The sequence below is a fragment of the Gracilimonas sediminicola genome (genome assembly GCF_024320785.1).
GTDB classification, from domain to species: Bacteria; Bacteroidota; Rhodothermia; order Balneolales; family Balneolaceae; genus Gracilimonas; species Gracilimonas sediminicola.
The window spans coordinates 1714404-1738754 of the sequence record NZ_JANDBC010000001.1; the positions used below are offsets into that span (position 1 = coordinate 1714404).

At 43.0% G+C, this 24351-nt stretch carries 16 protein-coding genes and 1 tRNA gene; 9 read left to right on the forward strand and 8 right to left on the reverse strand.

Annotation, left to right across the window (positions count from 1 at the left end; translation table 11 throughout):
* Positions 1-2 precede the first annotated feature (2 nt).
* A complete protein-coding gene (locus NM125_RS07810) occupies positions 3-4943 on the forward strand; it encodes a T9SS type A sorting domain-containing protein (protein ID WP_255134348.1) in 4941 nt (1646 codons plus the stop codon).
* A gap of 10 nt (positions 4944-4953) precedes the next feature.
* Positions 4954-7431 carry a fibronectin type III domain-containing protein gene (locus tag NM125_RS07815; protein WP_255134349.1) on the forward strand — a complete coding sequence of 826 codons (2478 nt, stop codon included), beginning with the start codon at positions 4954-4956 and terminating at the stop codon, positions 7429-7431.
* A gap of 140 nt (positions 7432-7571) precedes the next feature.
* Here NM125_RS07815 and fadJ read toward each other — a convergent pair whose 3' ends face one another.
* From fadJ to NM125_RS07830, 3 genes are all read right to left on the reverse strand, one after another.
* On the reverse strand, positions 7572-9689 hold the full coding sequence (fadJ, locus tag NM125_RS07820; RefSeq protein ID WP_255134350.1) for a fatty acid oxidation complex subunit alpha FadJ: 2118 nt from the start codon (positions 9687-9689) through the stop codon (positions 7572-7574).
* Between the two features lie 338 nt (positions 9690-10027).
* Positions 10028-10390 (reverse strand): endonuclease domain-containing protein, encoded by a 363-nt coding sequence (locus NM125_RS07825; RefSeq protein ID WP_255134351.1) that lies wholly within the window; start codon positions 10388-10390, stop codon positions 10028-10030.
* A 650-nt stretch (positions 10391-11040) separates the two neighbouring features.
* Positions 11041-12345 (reverse strand): acetyl-CoA C-acyltransferase, encoded by a 1305-nt coding sequence (locus tag NM125_RS07830; RefSeq protein ID WP_255134352.1) that lies wholly within the window; start codon positions 12343-12345, stop codon positions 11041-11043.
* A gap of 120 nt (positions 12346-12465) precedes the next feature.
* Here NM125_RS07830 and NM125_RS07835 point away from each other — a divergent pair.
* From NM125_RS07835 to egtD, 5 genes are all read left to right on the forward strand, one after another.
* Positions 12466-12540: transfer RNA gene (locus tag NM125_RS07835), tRNA-Val, on the forward strand.
* Positions 12541-12807: 267 nt separating this feature from the next.
* Entirely contained in the window at positions 12808-13800 is a 993-nt protein-coding gene (locus tag NM125_RS07840) for a hypothetical protein (protein WP_255134353.1), read from the forward strand.
* Between the two features lie 268 nt (positions 13801-14068).
* Complete coding sequence (locus tag NM125_RS07845) at positions 14069-14320, forward strand: hypothetical protein (protein WP_255134354.1); 252 nt, start codon at positions 14069-14071, stop codon at positions 14318-14320.
* Between the two features lie 70 nt (positions 14321-14390).
* Entirely contained in the window at positions 14391-15683 is a 1293-nt protein-coding gene (gene egtB, locus NM125_RS07850; protein ID WP_255134355.1) for an ergothioneine biosynthesis protein EgtB, read from the forward strand.
* Positions 15684-15756: 73 nt separating this feature from the next.
* On the forward strand, positions 15757-16692 hold the full coding sequence (gene egtD, locus NM125_RS07855; protein ID WP_255134356.1) for an L-histidine N(alpha)-methyltransferase: 936 nt from the start codon (positions 15757-15759) through the stop codon (positions 16690-16692).
* On the opposite strand, the gene NM125_RS07860 is transcribed toward egtD, so the two are convergent.
* Positions 16693-17436 (reverse strand): lysophospholipid acyltransferase family protein, encoded by a 744-nt coding sequence (locus NM125_RS07860; protein ID WP_255134357.1) that lies wholly within the window; start codon positions 17434-17436, stop codon positions 16693-16695.
* Positions 17437-17540: 104 nt separating this feature from the next.
* Here NM125_RS07860 and NM125_RS07865 point away from each other — a divergent pair, with 104 nt between their 5' ends.
* A complete protein-coding gene (locus NM125_RS07865) occupies positions 17541-18494 on the forward strand; it encodes a YheT family hydrolase (RefSeq protein WP_255134358.1) in 954 nt (317 codons plus the stop codon).
* Between the two features lie 525 nt (positions 18495-19019).
* On the opposite strand, the gene NM125_RS07870 is transcribed toward NM125_RS07865, so the two are convergent.
* Positions 19020-19793, reverse strand: a complete 774-nt coding sequence (locus NM125_RS07870) for a DUF481 domain-containing protein (RefSeq protein ID WP_255134359.1) — start codon at positions 19791-19793, stop codon at positions 19020-19022.
* 171 nt (positions 19794-19964) lie between these two features.
* Between NM125_RS07870 and NM125_RS07875 the strand changes: the two genes are divergently transcribed.
* Positions 19965-20918: a YpdA family putative bacillithiol disulfide reductase gene (locus NM125_RS07875; protein WP_255134360.1), complete on the forward strand. Its 954-nt coding sequence runs from the start codon at positions 19965-19967 to the stop codon at positions 20916-20918.
* 61 nt (positions 20919-20979) lie between these two features.
* Here NM125_RS07875 and NM125_RS07880 read toward each other — a convergent pair whose 3' ends face one another.
* The 3 genes from NM125_RS07880 to NM125_RS07890 form a co-directional block, all read right to left on the reverse strand.
* Entirely contained in the window at positions 20980-22224 is a 1245-nt protein-coding gene (locus tag NM125_RS07880) for a S8 family serine peptidase (RefSeq protein WP_255134361.1), read from the reverse strand.
* 195 nt (positions 22225-22419) lie between these two features.
* Positions 22420-23742 (reverse strand): TlpA family protein disulfide reductase, encoded by a 1323-nt coding sequence (locus NM125_RS07885; RefSeq protein ID WP_255134362.1) that lies wholly within the window; start codon positions 23740-23742, stop codon positions 22420-22422.
* Positions 23743-23854: 112 nt separating this feature from the next.
* The gene (locus tag NM125_RS07890) at positions 23855-24346 is read right to left on the reverse strand and encodes a GNAT family N-acetyltransferase (RefSeq protein WP_255134363.1); all 492 of its coding nucleotides are present in this window, start codon (positions 24344-24346) and stop codon (positions 23855-23857) included.
* Between the last annotated feature and the right edge of the window lie 5 nt (positions 24347-24351).

Consider the following 24351-nt stretch of genomic DNA (forward strand, 5'->3'; position numbering starts at 1 on the left):
AAATGAAAAAGATAATAGGAATAATTCTATTCACACTTACATTTATTAGCCATTTATATGGATTTCAGAGCGATCCAGAAAAGCTGGTTGGAGAAAACCTTATTAAAGGTTTTACAGAGCTTGCAAACCTAAGGGGGGGGACAAGAAATGATTATAATGGTCTTCAAGAATCATATTTAAATAAAAAAAAGGATCTCATGAGAATGACTGCCTCAATCCCTGTAGAGTATGGAATAGGAGGTAGCATATCTATGTATATTGATCTGAATGACTATTACTCATCATATAACACTGAAAACCCATTAACTTTGGAGGGTTCATTAGGATGGATAACGGTATGGGTTGATGCAAGGGTAAGTTTATCCGTTGGTGTAGAGGTCCCCTTAGGAATTGGTCTATCGCAGGTAGAATTTGATGAAGGTAATGAAGATGCAAAAAGGCCAATGACAATAGGAACAATTTCAGGTACAATTCCCTTCTTACAAATTAATAGTTTTGATATTAATCTGAGAGAAAACTCGGCTGAGTTGTTCAATGTTGAGACTAATCCAGTAACTGAAATATCGCTTGAAGCGTTAAGTTTAAATGGAAATGTTCAAAGATTTGAAATTAAAAAGAATGTACTAGATGAGATAATTGGTACTGCAATTTTATCCTCTGCAAATAATCAAACTAATATCTTAAGTATTCTGCCAACCAATTCTCAACAAGTATTTTTTAACGTATTAAGTAGTTTTTTTGAGTTTGAAGGTTGGAAAATCAAAGTTAAAGATTCGGTATACGAGATTTTTGATCAAGGTAGTTATAGAGAAATAACAACTTCTGATAATGCAACATCACCAGCAGAATATGATGGTTTAATAAATCACGCAAAAGGTGGAATGGATCTTGATAACGATGGAGTACCTGATAATTATTATCCTATTATACCTTATGCTGAATTTCTTTATTGGTTTGGGGGAAACGGAGGATATAAATTTGATATAGATTTCAAGAATACAGGAAATAATACTACAGATTTTGTAGTAAAAGTTGAGTCATTCCCAGATGGTTGGAATGTTGGTGCTGATGATGGAGATAACGTTACATCAAACATTGATAGAAAATTTAAAGTAATAGATGTTCTACCAAATGAATTAGCTTCTGTATATTTTCATATTGTTGTTTTTGGAGGTGCAGCAGAGAGTGGTGAAGTTAAGTTCGGTTTATATAAAGACGATTTATTTAACGAATTATTAGATGAAATAACAATAAAGGTATTTAGAGTAAATACCGTAAATAATGAACAGCCAACAATTGTTTTAGAATCACCTGACCAAGATATTTATTTAAGTGATTCACAAGGAACTATTCCAATAACTTGGACTGATTTAGATAACGATGATAATGCTTTTGTTAACTTAGCATTAGACCCAGATATTGGAGATGATCCTTGGGAAGGAGAGGAAAATCATATTTGGATTGAAACGGGAATTGAAGAAAATAGTGAAATAGATAGTTTTGATTTTGAAACTCTAAACTTAGAAACAGGTGAATATAGCCTCTGGGGAGTGATTTTTGATGGTGTGAATGAGCCGGCATATTCTAAGGCACAAGGGATAGTTACCTTTGCTGACGAATTTGGCAAGTTTTCAATTCATCGCATTAACCAAGTTATAGGAGAATCGAATACTCCCTTCGATTTTGATATTAACTATAAATCATATGTAAATCATAATAGAGATTTACACGATATAAACGTAGTAATTGGTGATAATGCTTACGATCTGGAGTCCGATGAGACTGACATACAAAATGGGATTACATATTCAATTGATGGATTGACTTTCCCGCAGGGTGAATATGAATATTATTTCACTTCTGAATATATGGGTGAGACTATTCGCTATCCTAAGGTTCAAAATTATACTTTTTCAGTTGGACAAAGTGCAGAAGGATACGATGTTGCAATGAGTGGGGCTTCTGGTTTTTCTCCCAGTCTACCTGATTTTGGGAATAATATTAGTGTAGAAGCCTGGGTGAGTAATGAAGGGGTAGAGACCTACGACGAAGTGGAGGTGACAGTTCGGCTTGTAAACCCGAATGGCACCACCGAAGATACTGATGCAGGGACAATTAGTAATTTACAACCTACCTATAATGAAAGTATTGATTTAAGTCTTACCATGCCATCAAATGGGTCTGATGGAACCTACCGGATTATATATACCGCTGATGGTGGGCTTGATGAAAATATTGATAATAACGTTTTTACAAAATCTTTTTACCTGGGGGAACTTTTGGGAACAGAAAGTTACAGGGCAAAGAGTGATGAAGTTATCTATGATCAGGGGGATACATTTTCGATAAATGGGCATTCGTTTGAAATAACTTCAGTATCAGATGGCCAGGTGGTTTTTTTAAATAGTGGTGATCATGAAGATTTTTATAATGGGCAGATTGCGATTTATGATGACATTGACGTTGCCATTCATGTACAGGATGCATACTCATATTTTTATAATGGAGGATGGGTTGAGCAAGTAATACTAATACCCCTTGAATCGACTACAAGCGCTCCATCCTTTCCTGCTGAGAATTTATATTTCACTCAGGGCGAACAACACACAACAATTGTTCAACTACCTTCAGGTTATAATTATGATGAGTATCTGATTATAGATGAAGATGGTTATGAAGACGAAATTGATAGCTGGATAGGCTCCATAAATGAGGTGTCTGGAAATCGGTTGGAAATTGTATGGGACATACCTTCAAATGAACCTATTGACAGGCATGAAATTTATTTTCAAACAGAGTACACTAATGCGAACAACATGTACAACAATGTGTACTTAAATATTGTTGCCCCTTCCCCAAATATTGAATCATTATCGAAAAATCAATTTTCAGCCGATGATATCATTACTATTTCTGGTTCAAATTTTACATCAACACAAGGTACTGTAAAGTTTAATGAAGAAGAGGGTGATGTAAATTCTTGGAGTACTACTCAAATTTCCGTTACAGTTCCGGAAGGAATTACGGATGGTGCGCTTTTGGTAAGGAATGCTAATGGTCCTAGTAATGCAAAATCTTACCAAGTTATAAGCAGTACCGGAGATCCTATTGTCCAACAACGAATACCCAACCAAGTCATAAAAGCGGGGGATACTTTATATGTTGCCCAACTTGCTAATACCTTCAATGATCCCAATGATGATAATTTAACCTATTCAAGCGAAGTAGATTCAGGGGTTGTAGTTCTTTCTTCTGACCTGGAAAATGGTGACCTAAGAATTGCTGCAGATAGTGGTGCTGCGGGTCTCTATTCAGTAATCATTTCCGCCACCGATGCCGATGCTGCTGTGGTATCGGATACTTTTTCTGTGGATGTTGAGAAACTAATTGATCCTTCTTTAGTTCCCACTCTAATATATCCGGCAAATAACGCCGTTGATATTCCATTGACCTTTAATTTTGAGTGGAGTTCAGCACCCAATGTGCTTTCCTATGATTTTCAGGTGTCTGATACCTCTGATTTTTCAACCTATTTACTACTAGAAGAAAGTTTGACGGATACAACAATCACTTCCTCAGATCTTAGCTATAACGAGAACTACTATTGGAGAGTAAGAGCAAACTTTGATGGTGAAGTAGGCGATTGGTCAGGTGCCTTTCAATTCTCAACGGAAGAATTGATTATTGAGCCTATTACCGTCTATTTTGATTCTTTAAGTGGGTTTGTTAATTCAAATCTTCAGGTTCCTGTATACATTGGGGAAACCTCAAATCAATTTTTTGAGTCGTTTCATTTTGAGCTTGGCTTCGATCCGACCTTAATTGAATTTACTAGCCTGTTACAAGACTCAACCTTATCTGAAAGCTTTTCCGTCCAGCATAACATTTCAGAGCCGGGTCGTTTACTGGTTAATGGAGCTACTTCAGAAGCTGTGACGGGTTCCGGGAAATTGATTACACTTAACTTCCAACTCACTAATGAAGGATCATCTAGTCTGAATTGGATTAGTTTTCATTTCAATGAAGGAAGCCCGGAGTCAAATCCTGTAAATGGCGACGTAGGTATATCAATACCACCCATAAATTGTGGAGACGTATCAAATGATGGCACAGTCACTAATTTTGATGCCACAAAGGTTCTGCGCCATGTAGTAATGCTTGAGGAATTGGTTGGAGAAGACTCTGTGAGAGCGGATGTGACGGCAAATAGCTGGATCTCCTCCTATGATGCCTCACAAATACTAAAACATATTGTAGGGAAACCACACATCTTTAATTGTGGACAATCGAGTGCTAAATGGGCTTATACTCCTGTTGAGGTTTCCTACGACTGGTTTATTGATAGTGAAAATAAGGAATCAACTACTTATCAGGTTCCAATCAACGTTATGTCTGATCAAATAGTCGAGGCCGTTGATTTATCTATAGAGGTGTCTGAAGAAATTAAGTTCAAGGGCATAAGTAATACACAAGAAGGTTGGATGCTTTACACAAACAGAGTTGGGCAAGCGGTGTATGTTTCCCTTGTGGGTTCAGAAGCATTAGGAACGGATTTATTAGGAATAGCAGAGTTTGAAATTGAGCTGCCCGTTTCGCATACGGTTTATCTTACAGGCGAAATCAAGGCCAATGACAATGAGGCTATTAAGTTAGGCCGACTAATTCTGCATGAAGTTCCCAGCGAATTCGCTTTAGCTCAGAATTATCCAAATCCTTTTAATCCTGTCACAAGAATCAAATACTCAGTTCCAAAGAAATCTGATGTTAAAATCGTTGTTTACAACCTCCTGGGTCAGGAAGTAGCAGAGTTGGTTAATGAGTCAAAAGACCCCGGAAATTATTCGGTTAGTTGGGACGCGTCAGCAAATGCAAGTGGGTTATATGTGTATAGATTGATATCTGGGTCAAATGTAATTACCAATCGAATGATCCTTATTAAGTAAGAGGTTAAATATGCATATAGCAAAGATAACTGTGTTGATGGCATTTATATGTATGGTTATTCAGGGGCTTGCATTCTCGCAGGGAGTATTAGTTAGTGCACCGGATACTTTAATAACAGATGGTAGTGAAGTTATAGAATACCCGCTTGAGATCTCTAATTTATCACCTGATTCACTATTAGGTTTCACTTTTGTAGTACAGTATGATTCTGAAGTAGTCAGCATAGTTGATCACAAAAACACGGACCTGTCTAAAGGGTTCTTTATACAGCATAATCCAGATAATCATGGATTATACAGAATAACAGGAGCTAACTCCCATGCTATACATGAGGATGGTATTTTAATAAAATTAATAGTTGAAGTAATTGGCGAAGGCACTTCTTCAATTATTTTTGAACAGGCTTCTATAAATGAGGGGAATCCAGAGTTGTCAATTTCCAATGGTGAAATTTCAGTCTCCTCGTATCAAACGGCACCTAAACTTATTGCACCATTTGATGGTCAAGAAAATATTTCTGAAGATGCTCTTTTAAAATGGTCTTCAAATCCGCTTTATGCATCCTATGAAGTTCAATATTCAAGTAACTCTTCCTTAAATCCTGTGACATCCTACAATGATGTCCAAGACACGTCAATTATAATCCAAGATCTAGATTATAATACTCAATACTATTGGCGAGTTAGAGCAATAAATAAAGCGGGTTCAAGTAATTGGTCTGAGGTTCGGTCTTTTACGACAACCGTTCAGGAGCCAACTTTTCCAGAGCTTACTTCCCCTTTCAACGAATCTGAAAATATTAATCTATCTCCGGAATTAACCTGGTCAGAGTCTGAGAGAGCAGATACATATGTTGTTCAGCTTGATGAAAGCGATAATTTTTCTTCACTTATAAAAGAGGATACTACCAGTACGACATCCTTACAACTTGAAGATCTTGACTATCTGACTAAATATTATTGGCGGGTTAAAGCCTTAAATACTGGTGGGGAAAGTGATTGGTCAAATACCTTTTCATTTACAACCATTATTGAAGACCCGGATATGGCAAGTCTATTATTCCCGGAAAACCATGCGGCCGATATTGATACTCTAGTTACGATGGTGTGGTCGGAAGCTGATCGGGCAGAGTCTTTTAGAGTTCAGCTTTCTGAGTCAAACAGCTTTGCAAGCCTGGCTGAAGACAAGACGATATCAGATACTGTACTTAGTGTTGGAGGGTTGGATTTTTCAACGACCTATTATTGGCGTGTAAAATCCATAAATGCCGGAGGTGTAAGTGAATGGACTGCTGGAAATCAGTTTACTACGGGGAGTGCAGAGGCTGGGACTCCCTCTCTTCTGAGCCCTTCAAACAATAGTACGAACTTAGATACAGCCCTTACATTCACCTGGAGGAGTGCCGAACATGCAATAGAATATGAAATTCAGGTTTCTGAAAACATTAATTTTGGCTCTCTGGTTAAACAAAATGCTTCTGCTTCCGACACTTCGGTTACTTTTAAGGGATTTGATTTTGATACTCGTTATTACTGGAGGGTCAGAGCATTTGCGGAAAATACAACTTCGGGTTGGTCCAGCACCTTTAATTTTATTACAACTGAAAAACAAAACGAACCTCCTTTTATACAAAATGCAATTGGCCCTCTCACTTTATTTGAAGATTTTGGAGTGGAAAGCGTCGTGAATTTAGATAGTGTATTCGGTGATCATGAATCCGAAACACTAGTTTATGACATTCAAGGCGAACTAGAAGTTGTTGAAGTGTCCATATCTGATTCTGATCTAATTCTTTCTTCGATAGAGAATGTTTACGGGTCTGAAGAAATAATGATTACAGCCTCTGATGAAGGCGGAGAAACTATTAATAGTGTTGTTGAAGTTACAATTACTGCCGTAAATGACCTCCCATATTTTGTCGAAATTCCAGATACAGTACGCTTTAAAAGCGGAGAAGAATATGAATTTGTGTATGGTGATTTAGTAGGTGATGTGGAGGATAGGTTTTCTGATTTATCTTTTGATTACACGCTCAATCCAGAAGAAATTGATGTGCAGTTTTCTGCAACTGATAAGTCTTTAACCTTTACAGCTCCTGATTATACTGGAGAAGTATTATTTACTCTTAAAGTCACGGATTTAGATGGAGGGACTGCAGAAGCAAAAATCGTAATCGTTGTAGATGACATTATAACATCTTCAGAATCAATAGAGGAAATACCCACAGAATTTTCCCTATCCCAAAACTACCCTAATCCTTTTAACCCAACTACCCAAATTACATACCAGCTTCCTAATGCTGCTGCCGTAAGTTTTCGTGTTTATGATATGACAGGACGAGAAGTTTACTCAATAATTAATCAGCAGAAGTCCGCCGGAGAACATACGGTTAAGTTTGATGCCTCTAACCTTTCAAGCGGTATTTATATTTATCAATTGAAGGCGGGAAGTTTTATTGAAACCAAAAGAATGACGCTCATAAAATAATTTTCTGCAGCATGATCTTATGCAAAGGATATCAAAGTGGGTTTTTGGGTGAGCACTTACTAACCAGCATAACTTGATTTAGTTATGTCCTTCTGAAGGCCGGGTTTGAAATGCCCGGCTTTATTTTTTTTTGTTGCTTCTCACTCCCCATAAAACTTCTCCCCCTCTTTGGCATGATCCACCAAAATTTGGGCAGGTTTAAATCTTGGGCCGAATTTTTCGGTGAACTCATTGAGCTGATCTACCACTTTCTGGATACCGGTTTGGTCGATGTAGCGGAAAGGGCCGCCAAGGAAGGGCGGGAATCCAAGCCCGAGAATGGCACCGAGGTCACCGTCTTCCGGAGATTTCAGGATGTCTTCTTCGAGGCACCAGGCGGCTTCGTTGATCATGGTTAAAGCCATGCGCTGTTGGGCTGTTTCTTTGTCGGGATTGGTTCGGTTTGAGCCTCCGAAGTACTCATAAATCTCGGTGTTTACTTCTTTCTTTTTGCCAGAGTTGTATTTGTACATGCCACGCTTGTTTTTACGGCCGCGATACCCGGCGTCCAGGAGTTCATCTGCTTTGTTGGACGACTCGACGCCGCGCTCGGCAAACTTCGGTCCCATTGTTTCAGCTACATGGGCACCCACATCAAAGCCGACTTCGTCCAGCAGTGCCATCGGCCCGACCGGGTAGCCATAGTCTTTCATGATTTTGTCGAGGAACTCGATGGACGCTCCTTCTTCCAGCAGCACCAATGCCTCATTCATATACGGAGCCAGAATGCGTGTGGTATAAAAACCGGGGCCGTCATTTACGACAATTACATTTTTGCCCTGATTCACCCCAACCTGATAGGCGGTCTGCGTAACCCAATCGGCCGTTTGGTCGGTGGTTATGATTTCGAGCAGGGGCATTTTTTGAACCGGTGAGAAGTAATGCATCCCAATGATATTCTCCGGCCGTTGAGCCCCCTCGGCTATCTTTGAAATAGGCAGCGAAGAAGTGTTGGATGCAAAAATAGTATAGTCGGGACTACTCGACTCGATTTGCTGGACGATGTTCTGTTTGAGTTCCAGGTCTTCGAATACCGCCTCAATCACTAAGTCAACAGAGCTGAATCCATCGTAGGAATCCACACCGGTGACACGGCTGGCGGTTTTGTCCCGCTCAAATTCAGAGATGATTTTCTTCTGAGCTTTTTCATTTAAGGATTTCCAGATTTCCTTCTCGCCTTCAACGGCGTTTTCTATAGTTTGGTCTTTCAGGAGTACGCGATAATCGCCTTTGTCGATGCTCACTTCAGCAATCCCGGAACCCATGAGTCCTGCCCCAAGAACCCCGATTTTTTTGACTTCCCGGACCAAATCTGGATTCGGTACTTTCTTGGATGCGTTCATTCCAAAAAAGAGGTTCACCAGGTTTCGGGATTCCTGCGTTGCGCCCAATTCACCAAATAAAACGGTCTCGTTTTCCAGTCCTTTTTTGAGGCCATGCTTGTATCCATATTCAACGGCATCAATGATCTTAGGAGGGGCCGGGTAGTTCCCTTTGGTTTGCCCTGCCGTTTTCTTTCGGGCCTGGGAAAAGATGATTTTTCGACCCAGCGGATTTCCCTCCAAAAGTTTATGCAGAAACGGCCGTTTATCTTTTCGGTCAAACTTGCCGTCCGATATTTTATGCACGCCCTTAATCGCAGCTTTTTCGATGGCGTCTTTATGAGTCATTTCATCCACCAACCCCATGCGCTTAGCCTGACGGGTATATATATTTTTCCCGGTCAGCATATAGGGAAGAGCATTTTGTATGCCGATTAAGCGGGGCAGCCTTTGCGTTCCTCCGGTACCGGGAAGAATGCCGAGCTTAACTTCAGGCAGGGCAAAAACCGTTTTTGAGCTATCCGAACATACCCGGTAATGGCAAGCGAGAGAGAGCTCCAGTCCGCCCCCCATGCAGCTTCCATGAACAGCCACGGCTATGGGCTTGGAAAAACCGGCAATACGATTGAGGATCTTATGCCCGTCTTTGCTGAGCTGCTCAATCTCTTCGGCCGTATCCCGGGCCTGAAACATGTCGATATCTGCACCGGCGATGAAATTATCATTCTTCCCGGAAATAAGAACCGCTCCCTTCAGGTCATCATTTTGTTCAAGCTCATCAAGGAATTCCGAGAACTCGTCCATCATCGACTCGTTGAGTTTATTCACTTTTTCGCCGGGTAAATCCAGCGTGATGATGGCAACGGAATCTTTATGTGTTATGTGTAGGTAGCTCATGGCGTCGGTTTATAAAGGGTTTCTTCCTTATTCAATTTACAGTAAAATCAATAGCTAACGAGTCCTCCTCCTTATTGAGGAGGAGACAGAGGGGGTCGTAAGCTAAAGCTTAAGTTGTATAATTCATCTACATCGTTTCTTAAAATTCAATTACGGATAGTTCAGATCTCAAAGCCCCACACTCCGACCTCACCTAAATCCTCTCCTTCGCAAGGAGAGGACTTTGTTCGGGGTTGATAATGGTTTTGATGCTTTTTCATAGTTTAGAATTTTATCAACGCGTCTTTCTCCTTACCAAGGAGAAAACAAAAGAGGTCGGGAATGTTAACTACAGTTTCTTATCCTGATTTATCCTCTATCCTTTTTTTAAGTTCTGAAATAACCTCTTCAATATTATCTAACACTGTTTCATTTTTAAACCTTATAACTTCAATTCCATTTCTTTTCAAAAAAGCATCTCTGTTTATATCCTTTTCTTTCACTTCCTGATTTAAGTGAATCTTCCCGTCCACCTCTATTGCCAGGTTAAATTTTGGGATATAAAAGTCCAAAACATAAGGCCCGATTCCATACTGTCGCCTTGCCCGAATTCCAAGTTTCTTTCCGCGCAGTCTTTCCCAGAGAATTGCTTCAGCCTCAGTCATATTCTTGCGAAGGCTCCGCCGAAGGTCTTTGGTGTTTCTGGGATTCTTAAGGCTCATGAGTTAATTGATTCAATTTTGGACAGTCCGAAACTCAAACCCTTGTACTTCGACCTCTCTAAATCTCTCCTTCGCAAGGAGAGACTTTTTCCGGGCTTTATAATTGCTTCGATATCTATTCATAATTCTAAGTTTCATCAACGAGTCCTCATCCTTGTTAAGGAGGAGACAGAGGTGGTCGGTAGCTAAGGTTTGAGTTGTGTAATTCAGTTACTTCGTTCTTAAAATTCAATTACGGATAGTTCAGAACTCAAAGCCCCATACTTCGACCACACCAAACCTCTCCTTCGCAAGGAGAGGCTTATCCGGGGTGTATAATAATCTTGATACTTATTCATGGTTTTTAGATTTATCAACGAGTCCTCCTCCTTATGAAGGAGGAGACAGAGGAGGTCGATAGCTAAGGCTTCCATTGTATAATTCATTTACATCGTTCTTAAAATTCAATTACGGATAGTTCAGAACTCAAAGCCCCATACTTCGACCTCACCAAACCTCTCCTTCGCAAGGAGAGGCTTATTCGGGGTGTATAATAATCTTGATACTCATTCATGGTTATTTGGTTTATTAACGCGTCTTTCTCCTTGCCAAGGAGAAAACAAAAGAGGTCATAAATGCCTGCCTGAACTTTGAAGTTTGGAGCTTGAGATTTAATCAGCATACCTCTCCAACACCACCGCATGCCCTTGTCCGCCGGCGGCACAGGCTGAGACCAGTGCAAAAGTCCCGTCTTCACGAATCAGGCGGTTGGCGGCGGTTGTTACAAGCCGCACGCCGGTGGCTCCAAACGGATGCCCTAAAGAAAGGGAGCCTCCCAGCGTGTTTAGCTTGTCCATAGGAATTTCACCTACTTTTTGATTCCGGTTCAGAGATTCTTTGGCGAAGGTGTCTGAGTTCAGCGCGGTGAGGACGGATAGAACCTGTCCGGCAAAAGCCTCATGAAGTTCGATGACATCCATGTCGCCAAGTTCAAGTTTCATTGCATCCAGCACTTTGGGGATGGCATAGGCCGGACCGAGCAGCAGTTCTTCACCCGGATCCTGGGAAACAAAATTATACTCACGGATATACGCTTTTGGTTTCAGGCCAAGCTCGAGAGCGGTCTGCTCCTCCATAATAAAGCTGGCGGAAGCGCCATCCGTTAAGAAAGAAGAATTTCCTGCAGTAACGGTACCATGAGGTTTAATGAAAGCCGGCCGAAGTTTACCGAGCTTTTCCATCGAGGTGTCATTGCGGAACCCGTTGTCATGTTCTACCACATTAAATTTTGGTGGGACTTTGGCTGGAATCAGCTCTTCATCCAGTAAGCCTTCCCGGGTTGCTTTGGCTGCGAGTTGGTGAGATCGTAAAGCATATTCATCCTGATCCTCACGGCTCACTCCAAAACGGGCAGCCATGCGATCGGCACTTTCGCCCATCACTTCTCCGGTTGAAAACTCGGCAATAGCAGGAAGTTCAGGCAAAAAATCTTTGAAGCCCAGTCCTTTGAAGAACTTCAGGAAATCCAGTGGCGACTTATACTTTCGCGCCTCCAGTACTTTTTGGCGAAATTTCTTTTTGAACCGAACCGGGATGTCGGACATGGTTTCGGTTCCGCTGGCAAGAATAATCTTTGCCTGTCCCGATCGTATCAAATCGACGCCGCTGGTGATGGCCTGGTTTGATGAGATACATGCCATCGTTGTAGTGAAAGCCGGCACCGAATTCGGGATGCCGGCCCCGAGGGCACTTTCGCGGGCCACGTTGCTTGTCTTCACTTCCTGTATAACCGTTCCCATAATCACCCGGTCTATTACAGAAGGGTCTACGGCGTTTCGTGCGAGCAGCCCTTCGATGGCCATGCGACCGAGATCGTAAGCCATCAGGTCATTATAGTTGGTTCCTGAGCGTTGAAAAGGGATTCGGCAGCCATCTACAAGAACGGCAACCGATGAATGTTTTGTGTTATTTTGCATAAAATCAGCCTCTGATTGAACCCATAAGTTAACAGTGTTAACTAATAAATCAAGATAGGGTGTATTTTTTCTTTGTCAGAGATTGAAATGTTCTTATATTTGTCGCCCTTCGAACAAGTCGGGCGATTAGCTCAGTTGGTTCAGAGCACCTCGTTTACACCGAGGGGGTCGGGGGTTCGAGTCCCTCATCGCCCACATCAAAAAGCTTCTCAATATTGAGAGGCTTTTTTTGTTTTAGCCATTCTTCTCATCCTCAAATATTACGAAATGGCATAGAGCCCATACTTCTAAGTCTTCCTCCTCCCCGGATTTGTGATTGTTTGTAGCTTTAAGCAAACATTAGAATTTAGGGCCACCATTGACTATAAGAGGTAAGCGATTAAATTGGTCCTACTGTAGTCTTCATGATTTGAAAATCAAATTAGTGATGGGTTTAAAAAAAATAACCTAACGGGGATTAATATGAAAAGATCGATCAATTTACTTGCAGTGGCCCTAATTATGTCTATGATATTTGTAGGGTGTGAAAATCAGGTCACTGAAACAAATAACTCGCTGGATGAACCAGCCATAACTTATAAGGGAAAAGCCCTCAACAATCCGGGGCAAACGTTAAGTGATGAAGTCAGCCTTGCTGATATCATGGATTCAATGAATGATTATATGGCCATAAAGGAGCAGAACTACCGTGTACTTATGGCTGAGTATATAACAGCAGAGGGTAGCGGTGAAGTTGGAAATACTGTTATCGCCAAAGATGTTGGTAACAAACAGCTTGGTGCAGATTTTGTGCCTAATGACGCAAGAAGAACTTGGAGCAATAACGGCCCGATTCCGTTAGCGAATGATGATATCACATACGCAATTGACCAAACCGGAGATGCGGTACCATTCTTTGGCGGGTTAACTGCTGCGGCTGCCACTAATTCCATTCAAAGTGCAATGGGAACATGGGATTCGCAGTCATGCTCTGACCTTTCACTTTCGCAAAATGCTGATTTTGGCCTTGATATAGGTTACATCGCCTTTCTGAATGGGTTAGGGGGTAGTCCATTTGTGTTTGCAGATGTACAGCATGCCGGCTTCAGAGACATTAATTTTGGGGGAGGTATTTTAGGAGTTGCATTTACTTTAGTATTTGTTGGACCTGACGGCCCTACTGATATAGATAACAATGGAAAAAGTGATGTGGCCTTCAGAGAGATCTATTACGATCCAAATTATGCATGGACTAATGATGGTTCTGGTGTTGACCTTGAAACAGTTGCTCTTCATGAAGCAGGTCATGGATTAAGTCAGGCCCATTTTGGTAAATTGTTTATCACAAAAAACGGCAAGTTTAAAGCTGCTCCATTAGCCGTAATGAACGCAGGTTATACCGGACCTCAAAGAGAACTGAAAGGAACAGATAAAGGAGGACACTGCAGTAACTGGGCTGAGTGGCCGAATAACTAATCTTCATAAAATTATAATATAAAAGGAGGCCCAAAGAGGCCTCCTTTTTTTTGGATGTAAGAATCATTTAAACATCTTAACAGAATTGCCTGAACCGAATTAAAAAAGATAAGATTCTGAATTGTTTTTTAAGTAGAAAGTGAAGTGCACCAAAAAATAATTTCAAAAAACAGGTGAAATTTACAAGGATGTGAAAAGTGGAATTCTATCTATCCGAATAAATCATTATAATTATTTGTATAGATATTTTTAAAAAAGCGGATCACTCATGGATATTAAATTTGTAAAACGGTCGAATGTAAAGTCGTCTAAGAAAAGAACCTCGAAATTCAAGCCCCTGCTGGATGCCATTGAAAAGCTGAAGCCCGGCGGACAGGCGGTAGAAGTCAGCTATACGAACGAGAAGAACATCAACTCCATGAGGACGGCCGTTTATCAATTTGGAAAGAAGAATGATTTTAAGGTGAAAAGCCGAAGGGACGCAGACAATAAGAAGATTTATTTTTATCGCGATAAGTAATAAAACTAAAATTTTGGCTTTCATTTTCATTCGCTACATTCTGTAAAGCCGAACAGAACACGTATTAGCGATGACCACAACTACCCAGGAATCTATATCAGAGAGCACTGATTCCCGCCTTTCCAAAGCCCACCTTCTACAGCATTTTAAAACCGTCCGGTCTTTTAGCCTGTACCTCTGCGAGCCACTGGAAGTAGAGGATTTTGTGATTCAGGCTTCGGAGTTTGCCAGCCCCACCAAATGGCATCTGGCCCACACCAGCTGGTTTTTCGAAACCTTTGTACTCGAAAAGTTTGATGAGGATTTTGAAAGCCTTCACCCCCAATACGCCTATTTCTTTAACTCCTATTATCTCCAAACCGGGGTTCCGTTTACGCGGGCGAAACGAGGAGTATTGTCACGCCCAACCGTTAAGGAAGTGTTTGAATACCGGCAATATGTGAATGAACAGCTGGAAGAGTTTATTGAGTCGGCTACAGAAAAAACCTGGAAGGAAGCGGCTAAAGTTATTGAAATTGGTATTCATCACGAGCAGCAGCATCAGGAACTTATACTGACGGATCTGAAGTATATGCTCGGGCAGAATCCGCTGTTGCCGAAGTACCGGGAAGGAGATCATAAGTCGCTGCCGGAAGCCGAACCCATCAACTGGGTTCCGTTCGAAGAACAAATTACCGAGATCGGTAACGCCGGCGGAGAATTTACCTATGATAATGAACACCCGCGGCACCGAACGCTGGTACAGGATTTTGAGCTGGCCGACCGGCTCATCACCAACGGCGAGTATCTGGAGTTTATGAACGACGGTGGTTATTCACGGTCTGAGTTATGGCTGGATGAGGGATGGTCGGCCGTGAAAAATAACGAGTGGAAGGCTCCGCTTTACTGGTTTCAGCGGGAGGGCAAATGGATGCAGTTTACCTTAACCGGAGCCCGGGAGGTTGACCCGAATGAGCCGGTTACCCATATCAGCTACTACGAAGCAGATGCTTTTGCCCGCTGGAAGGGAGTGCGCCTTCCCACCGAACAGGAATGGGAACATGCTTGCGGTGATTTGCCGGTAAAAGGCAACTTTGTGGAAGACGGAAACTTTCATCCCACAGCTCCGGAAAACTCCCCTGAAAAGCTGAAGCAGATGTATGGAGATGTATGGGAATGGACGATGAGTGCGTATGCTCCCTATCCCAACTACAAACCACTGCCGGGTGCCCTTGGGGAATACAACGGGAAATTCATGGCCAATCAATATGTGTTAAGAGGCGGATCTTGTGCCACTTCTCAAACCCATATCCGTAAGACCTACCGAAATTTTTTCCATGCGGATGCCCGCTGGCAGTTTAGTGGAATCCGGCTTGCAAAATAAATTGCTCCGTAATAAATGATTGGATTGAGACATCTGTTAGAGGAATGTATCAGAGAAATAGCTACAGAAATAAATGACCAAAGTTAAAGAGCGGAAATCTATGCGGGATGAAGTGCTGTATGGATTGACCGGGCCTCAGAAATCACTGCCCAGTAAATATTTTTATGATGAAAGAGGCTCAAAAATATTTGATGAGATTACGGAGCTGGAGGAATATTATCCAACGCGGACAGAACGGGATATCCTGAAGCAGAACGTAGAGGAAATCGGGTGCCATTTGGGCGATGAAGTTATTTTGATTGAGCCGGGCAGCGGAAGCAGTGATAAAACCCGGATCTTGCTGAAAGGCCTGAACAACATAGCCGGCTACATTCCCATCGATATTTCCGGGGAATATCTGTTTAGCGTAGCATCCGAGTTGCAAAAAGCATTTCCGGAAATCACCATCGAGCCCCTGCAGGCAGATTACACCCATTCTATAAACTTACCCGATTCATTACCTGAGGGCAGAAAGGTGGTGTTTTTCCCGGGATCGACCATTGGGAATTTTAAGAGAGACACTGTAGATCGATTTCTCGCTGTGGTTGCTGATATTGTTGGCCGGGAAGGAGCTTTTCTGATTGGAGTTGATCTTAAAAAAGAAGTAGAGGTATTGCTTGCCGCTTATAACGATTCGAAAGGGGTTACGGCTGCATTCAACAGGAATATACTCCGTCATATAAACCGGGAATTAGGCACAGATTTTGACCCGGACCTGTTCGATCACAAAGCGATTTGGAATGAAGAAGAAAGCCGCATCGAAATGCATTTGGTTTGCAAGGAAGATCATGAGGTGGTAGTCAACGGAACGTGTATATCTTTCAGGAAAGGTGAATGCATTCACACCGAAAACTCTCATAAATACACCCTGGAGGAGTTTGGTGAAATCGTATCTCCCTGGTTTGAAGTGAAGAAAGTATGGACCGATGAAAAAGATTGGTTCAGCCTTCAGTACCTGGAGCCGAAATAGCTACTCTTCCACTCCGGCCCATTCAAGGTACATATTTCTGACTTCGTCAATATGCTCATCCAGTGTTTCCCGCTTCCAGTCAGAAGTATCCACCGGTTTGTGAATGTGGGCATTTATGGTTCCGCTTTTAGACAGCAAAGAACCGCCGAGACTCAGCTCCTGATTTCCGTCAAAGTAGATGGGGACAATGGGAAAGCCGAGGTCGATAGCCATGTGAAAAGCTCCCTTTTTAAACGGACCTATAATACCGGGATGTTTTCGTGAACCTTCAGGGGCAACCATAATGGAAAGTTTATCCCTTTTAAGCCGATCGTAGGCACTTTGAATGCGCTTGATGGCTTTATCACTTTTTTTACGCTGAATGAATACCTGTCCGGTTAGCCTTCCCACAATAAAAAACAGCGGATTGTACTGTAGCTCCCATTTTGCCACAAAACGGATGTGTGGAAGTCCGAGCGCAATCATGGTCACCAGGTCAAGGGTGGAGCTGTGGTTAATGGTGTAAATCACCGGTGGTTCAACCGGCTCCCCATGCTGGACGACATTGAACTTGATGCCGAGTGTCCATAGAACCGGGTAAGCGATAAAGGGGCCGAAGTTTTCTACCACAAAATTCGTTGCCTTCCCGAAAGAGAGCAGCAGCAAAAGGGTAATCAATGGCGTGGAAATGGCAAACATGATAAAGAATACCACAATGGCCAAAACGCTTCGTATGTATTCTATTGGTGTGAGGGATGTTGCCATAGGAATAAATTTGAGTCCGAATATAGGGTAAGCTGGGGTTGACTGAAAATCGGAAATGGAATCCGTCCTCATTTCTGTATAGTTTTGCCCGGAAATCATTCATCATGCCTGAACAAAAAAAGAAGAGCATCTCCCTTGAGCCGTTTAAGCCTGCCTGGTGGGCGTGGAATGTTCATGTGCATACCATTGTAGCTTCACAGTTTTCGAAAGTTAAAAAGCCATCGCATCAGCGAATGGAGATCGACACTCCCGATGGGGATTTTCTGGAAGTGGATACCTGCATTCAGGATACAGACAAACCGGTAGTGGCGCTGTTTCACGGACTGGAAGGATCTACCGACCGCTACTACATCGCCAACCTGATGGCAGAGTTAAAAAAAGCGGGGTTTTCATCAGTAGCATTGAATTTTCGGGGATGCGGGAGCCGAATGAATAACCGCCCGAGATTCTATCATTCCGGTGAAACCGAAGATTACCGAACGTTTTTTAAATGGATTTCGGATAACTTTCCCAATAAAGATATTTATGCGGTGGGTTTCTCGCTGGGTGGAAATGCGCTGGTCAAATACCTGGGTGAAGAGGGTGATCAAAGCCGGGTTGAGCGGGCAGCTGCCGTCTCTCCTCCCTACGATTTGAAGGAGGGGTCGCTGAGGCTGAACCAGGGATTTAATCGACTTTACGAAATTAATTTTTTGAACACGTTGGTGCAGAAGCTGGAAAAGAAACGGCAAAAAATGGAGATGCCGGAATTCAACGGTTCCTCAGTTTATGAATTTGATGATCAGGTAACTGCCAAACTGCACGGGTTTAAGGATGCCGACGACTATTACCATCAATGTTCGAGCAAGCATTTTTATGGTGATGTGAAAACCGACCTGCTGGTTATTCACAGTAAAGAAGATACGCTTTGTCCGTTCGAGTTTGCTCCTTTTGGCGTGATGGAGGCTAATTCCTATATCCGAACCTGCTTTACGGATGAAGGCGGTCATGTCGGTTTTTTAAGCTCTCCCAAGGACTGGCTGTTCCGGGTGATTTTGCAATGGCTGGATCATTCCTGAAGAGCCTTTTTATCAACTAACATGTCATGTTAAAACCAGGCTCAATCGGAGCAATCTTCCAGCGACTGCAGGTCCTGGAAGCGTTGCGGGGATGTGCCCCTTTAATTATAGCGAACGCTCCAAGGTCTTTCGGACGCTTGGAGGTTCTTCTCGATGTTTTAGTCCGCTCAGCTCTTTCATAAATTTTCAGATTCTATTCGAATCAGAAATATATAGCTCCGCCCTTCAGGGCGGGGTAGAATAAGAGAAAGAACCAAGCTTCGCCCCATTATTGATAAAAGCTAAAGCTGTTTCCGAAGCTTTGGCAAATCGTTCTGTAAAGAGATGGTGAGCCCAACCCTGCGGAAACAACAGGCCTTTTAACCTACTGATACTTGGGTTTTCTCTTTTTGATTTCAATACCCCGCCCTGAAGGGCGGAGCTATTTTGCGTCATCCTTTAAGAATTTTTGATTCCTTCATTTTATGCTCCTGTGTAATCACTTTCCATTGGGGAAAAAGACCAAGAACCAGAAGGAGAAAGCCGTCAAAGTTTTATGATCAGGCCGTTGCTTAGTTCATATGTCCAGTTGGGGATATCGATGACCGGGTCGGCATCATAAGCAGCTGAGAACTGCACACTCAGCGAAATACGCTGAGTGATTTTGACCTGAAGCTGCGTTTCCAGAATAGAGCGGGCCTGAAAAAACTGATTGGGACGGGCCTGGTAATAACCGATCAGCAGGAAAGTGGTTTGGGAGTTGAGATTTCCCCGAAGGGATAGATTACTGGTGCTTTTGATGAACCTGTTGTCGATAGCCGGCGCACGGTCCTCCTGCCATTGTTCGTACTCAGCCATCAGTCCGGTTGAAAAGCTCCCTGTCCAGTTGTCCCCATCAAACAGCGTGTATCGAAATCCGGTTCCGCCCAAAAAACGATTCTGAAGTCCCAGGTTATTGTTGTACTGATATTGGAAAAACACTTCAGGTGAAAAACGGTTCTCGCGATTAAACGTAGAGCGCAGGTGACTGTACCCGCTGCTTATGACGGAAGCGCCATCCAGGTTAACCAGCTTCAGATTGTTCAAAAACAGGTATGCATGATGGTCAGAAAAATAGGACAGGTTAGCTTTGTTGGTAAACTGAAGCACGCGGTCGTTATACTGGCTCAGCGATAAGTTAAAATTCAGCTGCCCGTACCAGCCGGCAGAATCGGCATCAGAGCGAACGCTTTCCACATTTAGTAATTGAGCCTGAAGAGCCGAAGGTGAAATCATGATCAGAAAAAGAGACAGAAGGGAGAATTGGAAAAATCGAAGCATTAATCAGGTTGAATTTTAGAGAGTTCAGTGAATCAAAGATACTTCATCCGGGAAAGTTCCTGCAATTATAATTTGAAAAACGGCAGCCTATCTAAGAGTTAAACGATTCGTATCTTTGGGCTGTTTGGAACATTCACTTACTTACTCAAACTTATAACTACAAAAACGGATATGGTTATCATAATAGGTGCGGGCCCGATTGGGCTTGCAACCGGAATTGCACTTCAGGAAAAAAACATACCTTTTAAAATAATTGAACGCGGTTGCCTGGTTAACTCACTGTACCACTACCCGACCAACATGACGTTCTTTTCCACATCGGATAAGTTGGAAATCGGGAACGTGCCGTTTATTTCTCACGGATCAAAACCTACCCGAGCTGAAGCCCTTGAATATTACCGCCGGGTAGCCGAGCACTATGAACTGCCCGTCAACCTGTACGAAACAGTAACATCGATGGAAGGGGAAGACGGAAACTTCACCGTAAAAACAGATAAAGATGAGTATAAAGCGGAGAAAGTAATTGTAGCTTCCGGCTTTTATGGTCAGGCCAATATGATGGGCGTGCCGGGCGAAGATCTCCCTAAAGTGAAGCATTATTATGATGAACCTCATCCCTATGCCTGGCAAAAAGTGCTGGTGATTGGCGGTGGTAATTCCGGTGCCGACGTAGCCCTGGAATGCTGGAGAAGCGGTGCCGATGTAACCATGCTGTTGAAGTACGACCAAATCAAACCTTCAGTAAAATATTGGGTAAAACCGGACATCGAAAACCGGATTAAGAATGAGGAGATCCCTTGTTTCTTTAACTCAGAGGTGAAGGAAATCCGGGAGAAAGAAGTCGTCATCACCACACCGGATGGTGAGGTCACCATCGAAAATGATTTTGTGCTTGCGATGACCGGCTATCACCCCAACTATGAGCTGATGGAAAGTTTGGGAGTTGAGCTTACTGATGATGAAAAATGCATGCCTGTTCACGATGAGGACAGCCTGGAAACCAGCCGGAAAGGTGTTTACGTGGCCGGCGTTGTTTGCGGAGGAATGGATACCAGCCGCTTATTCATTGAAAACTCGCGCGTGCATGCCGAGCAGATTGCGAGTCATATTGAAAAGAGTATATAGAAAAAGCCCCGCACATAGTTTATGCGCGGGGCTTTCGTATGTTTAGGAGCTACTATTGCTCTTAATGAGTTGCGATTGGGTCGGGTGTTCCGTCAGGATCGCCGTTGGCTGTTCCATCAGCAACAGGGTTGCCTCCGGTTACCAGTAATACACCGGCCACATGAGGGGTTGCCATAGACGTACCGCTGATGGTATTCACACCGCCGTCTCTCCAAAGGGATTCAACATCCACACCGGGTGCGGCATATTCAATCGGTGGGTTTCCGTAGTTAGAGAAAGAGGCGAAATTATCGTTGCTGTCGATGGCAGAAACGGTCCATACATTGTTGTACTCAACCCGGGCCGGAGAAGAATTATTGGCATCGGCGCCGTCGTTACCGGCAGCAAGGGCAAACATGATTCCGTTATCCGCTGCGTTTCTTACCGCATCATCCACAGCCTGAGAAGTTCCTCCTCCTAAACTCATGTTGGCTACATCACCGGATGATCCGTTAGCGGCCACATAATCGATTCCGTCAATTACACCGGAATAAGCTCCGCTTCCGTTGCTATCTAATACTTTTACGGCAACAACGCTTGCACCTGCAGCTACACCTACCACATCAATGTCATTATCTAAAGCCGCAATGGTTCCGGCTACGTGGGTTCCGTGTCCGTTACCGTCATCAGCAGAGCTTTCCGTAGTTACAAAAGAAGTACTCATTTGCGTGTTTACATTCAGGTCGTTATGGTCCAGATCCACGCCGGAATCAAGAACCCAGGCCGTTAAACCGGATCCGTCAACAGAACCACCTACACGGTTGATGCCGTAAGGGGTAACCTGAGGATCTCCGCCGCCATAATCACAGCCGATTCCGAAATAAATGCACCAAAATGACTGTGTAGCTTTAGGAGGAGACAAGATCACAATTCTATCCTGCTCGATGTAATCAACGCGTTCATCATTTCTCAACGCATTAAGTTGGTCATCGTCCAGTTCGGCAGTGAAACCACTGACAGAATATTTATAGGTGCTTCTGATCTTTTCCTGAGGGATATTGTTATCGGTGGAAACGGCGTCAATTTTCCGCTGAACCTGCTGCGCCCGCTGAGCCTTGGCCATCCTTCTTTCATTGCCTTCTTCTTTAAAAACCACAATGTATTGGCCATCGATAGGCTGATTCTGTTTAGCCAGAATTTGTTCGGCTTTCTCTTCCTTGGTGAGTTCGTCTTGTTTATTTACACTTGTTGTTTGGTCACATCCTGTGACGACTAAAGCCCCGATAATTAATAAAGAGCTTAGCTTTTTTAACATAGTACTTGACATAGATTACCTCTGTTAATTGGTGTTCTTTTTATAACACAGCAATTAAGAGTTAGCTAACTATCTATGACCGGTCATTTATTAACTGCTTGCATACACAAGAGTAAAAAAATGATAAATGTTACAAATTAGTGTTGATTTAACTGTTTTTAGGGGTAAAAGACGTAAAAATAATACTCAGTCATAACGGTAGCCTGATCAGTTCAAATACCTTCCCAACGTTTCCAAGAGGTTTTCTTCAGACAGCGCCATCCCGTACTCCACGATTTCACCTTCCGGATCAATCAGGTAGTAGGTTGGGTAGGCGTTGACCGAATACAGTTCCTGAACGGTGTTGTTCTCTTCATAGATCTCCAGAATCTGTGGCCAGGTTATGTTTTCCTGATCCAGGAAGTCCTCAAACGGATCGGCCCTTACTTCATTGGCTATTCCTATAATCTCGAAATCAGATCCGCCGAATTTCTCATAGGCTTGCTTTAAAACAGGCAGGGCATCAATACAGGGACCGCACCAGGTTCCCCAGAAATCAAGCATCACGTATTTACCACGAAGATCCTTCAGGCTAATCTCTCTTCCACTTACCGTTTGGGCGGTGAAATCAGGAGCTTCTGTTCCGGGACGAAGTGCGACTTTGGGATCTACTTTTTCTTCGGATACATCAATGGTTACAGAACTTCCATCGATGGCAATATCAGTGATCTTCCAGCTCTCGCCGGCTATGTTAAAAGGTTCGGTAACGGGATAAGCTTCCATGCCGTCCGGCATCACGTCAAATTTTCCGTCTTCATCCAGGTCTATATACAAATAAGTGTATAATTCTTTTCTGTAGGGAGGAGCACTATCTTTGGAAAGAAGGACATCGAAAGTTTGATCATTTACGGTCCACGTGCCCATCCTGATTTTGTGGTAAAAAAGCTGCAGGCTTTCGGATGGTGAGGAATCAGAAAGGTACATGAGGCTGGCCTTTCCCTCATGCCATACCGTTTCTTCTCCGTTAAAATATTCAAAGGGAGCAGGAACTACAGCCTCCATAACGTTAAAAACCTGATCCTGAAACTCAACCGTTGTGGGTTCAAAATAAATCGGCTCATCCAAAAAGTTTCCATCTTTGCCTTCAACATATACCACAGGTTTACCCTGTTCGTCTTCGCCAACAGCTACGGTAATAATAACGTCGACCCATTCATCCGTAATGGCCACAGAATCTATCAGCGCACTATTTCTCTGAAAAATGGAATTGTTGATAAAACCGGCTGCATGTCCCTGGCTCACATATTGATACAGATCAATGATGCCATGAAAGATCTCCCCATTTTGAAGTCCTTCGGGAATATCGGCAGGCTCTCCCGGGTATTCAGGTTCAAAAATAAATCCCCCTCCCATTGATATGGCTAGCAACGGGGGAACCTGCCCGGTGTTTTCCTTCAAATTCAACTCTACCTTAAAAGGATGGCCGGTATGTTCTTTGGCGCAGGATGCCAACAACAGGCTTCCGGCAATCAGTATCAGTAATCTTTTCATTCGTTTAAGTGCAAGTGAATACAATGGCGAATGAATATGGGAAAAACCTTCAAACAAAAAAAGCCTCTTCCGCTAAGAAGAGGCTTTGAAGTTTTAGGCTGATATCAGAATATCAGTTCAAATTCTTCGTCATGAAGTACCACTTTGGATCGCCATACTCAAAATCTTGTTTCTCGTACAGGCGTCGTGCCGGATTGTCTTCCCGCACTTCGAGGGTAATTTTGGAGCAGCCCATTTCCTGAGCTTCTTCCTCAATGTTTTCCAGCATCATGGTTCCGATTCCCATCCCGCGTGCATCGGGGTGAACGGCAACATCATGAATTTTGAATACCTTGCTGGCCGTAAAGGTTGAAAATCCTACAAAACAGGTTACAATGCCCAACGCCTTATCGCTGGCATAGGCGATGTAGGTCATGGTGGTGGGTACTTTTTTCATCTCTGCGATCATATCAACGCGGACTTCCTCGTCCAGCGGTTCATCCTGCCCCATAGGATCTCTCGCAAAGAGGTCTACAATCTTGACTATATCTGAGGCGTGTTTAGGGTTGTTTAAGTCAGCTTTTAAAATCTTGACGTCGGTTGAAACGTCTGCTTCTGCAATCACTCTTT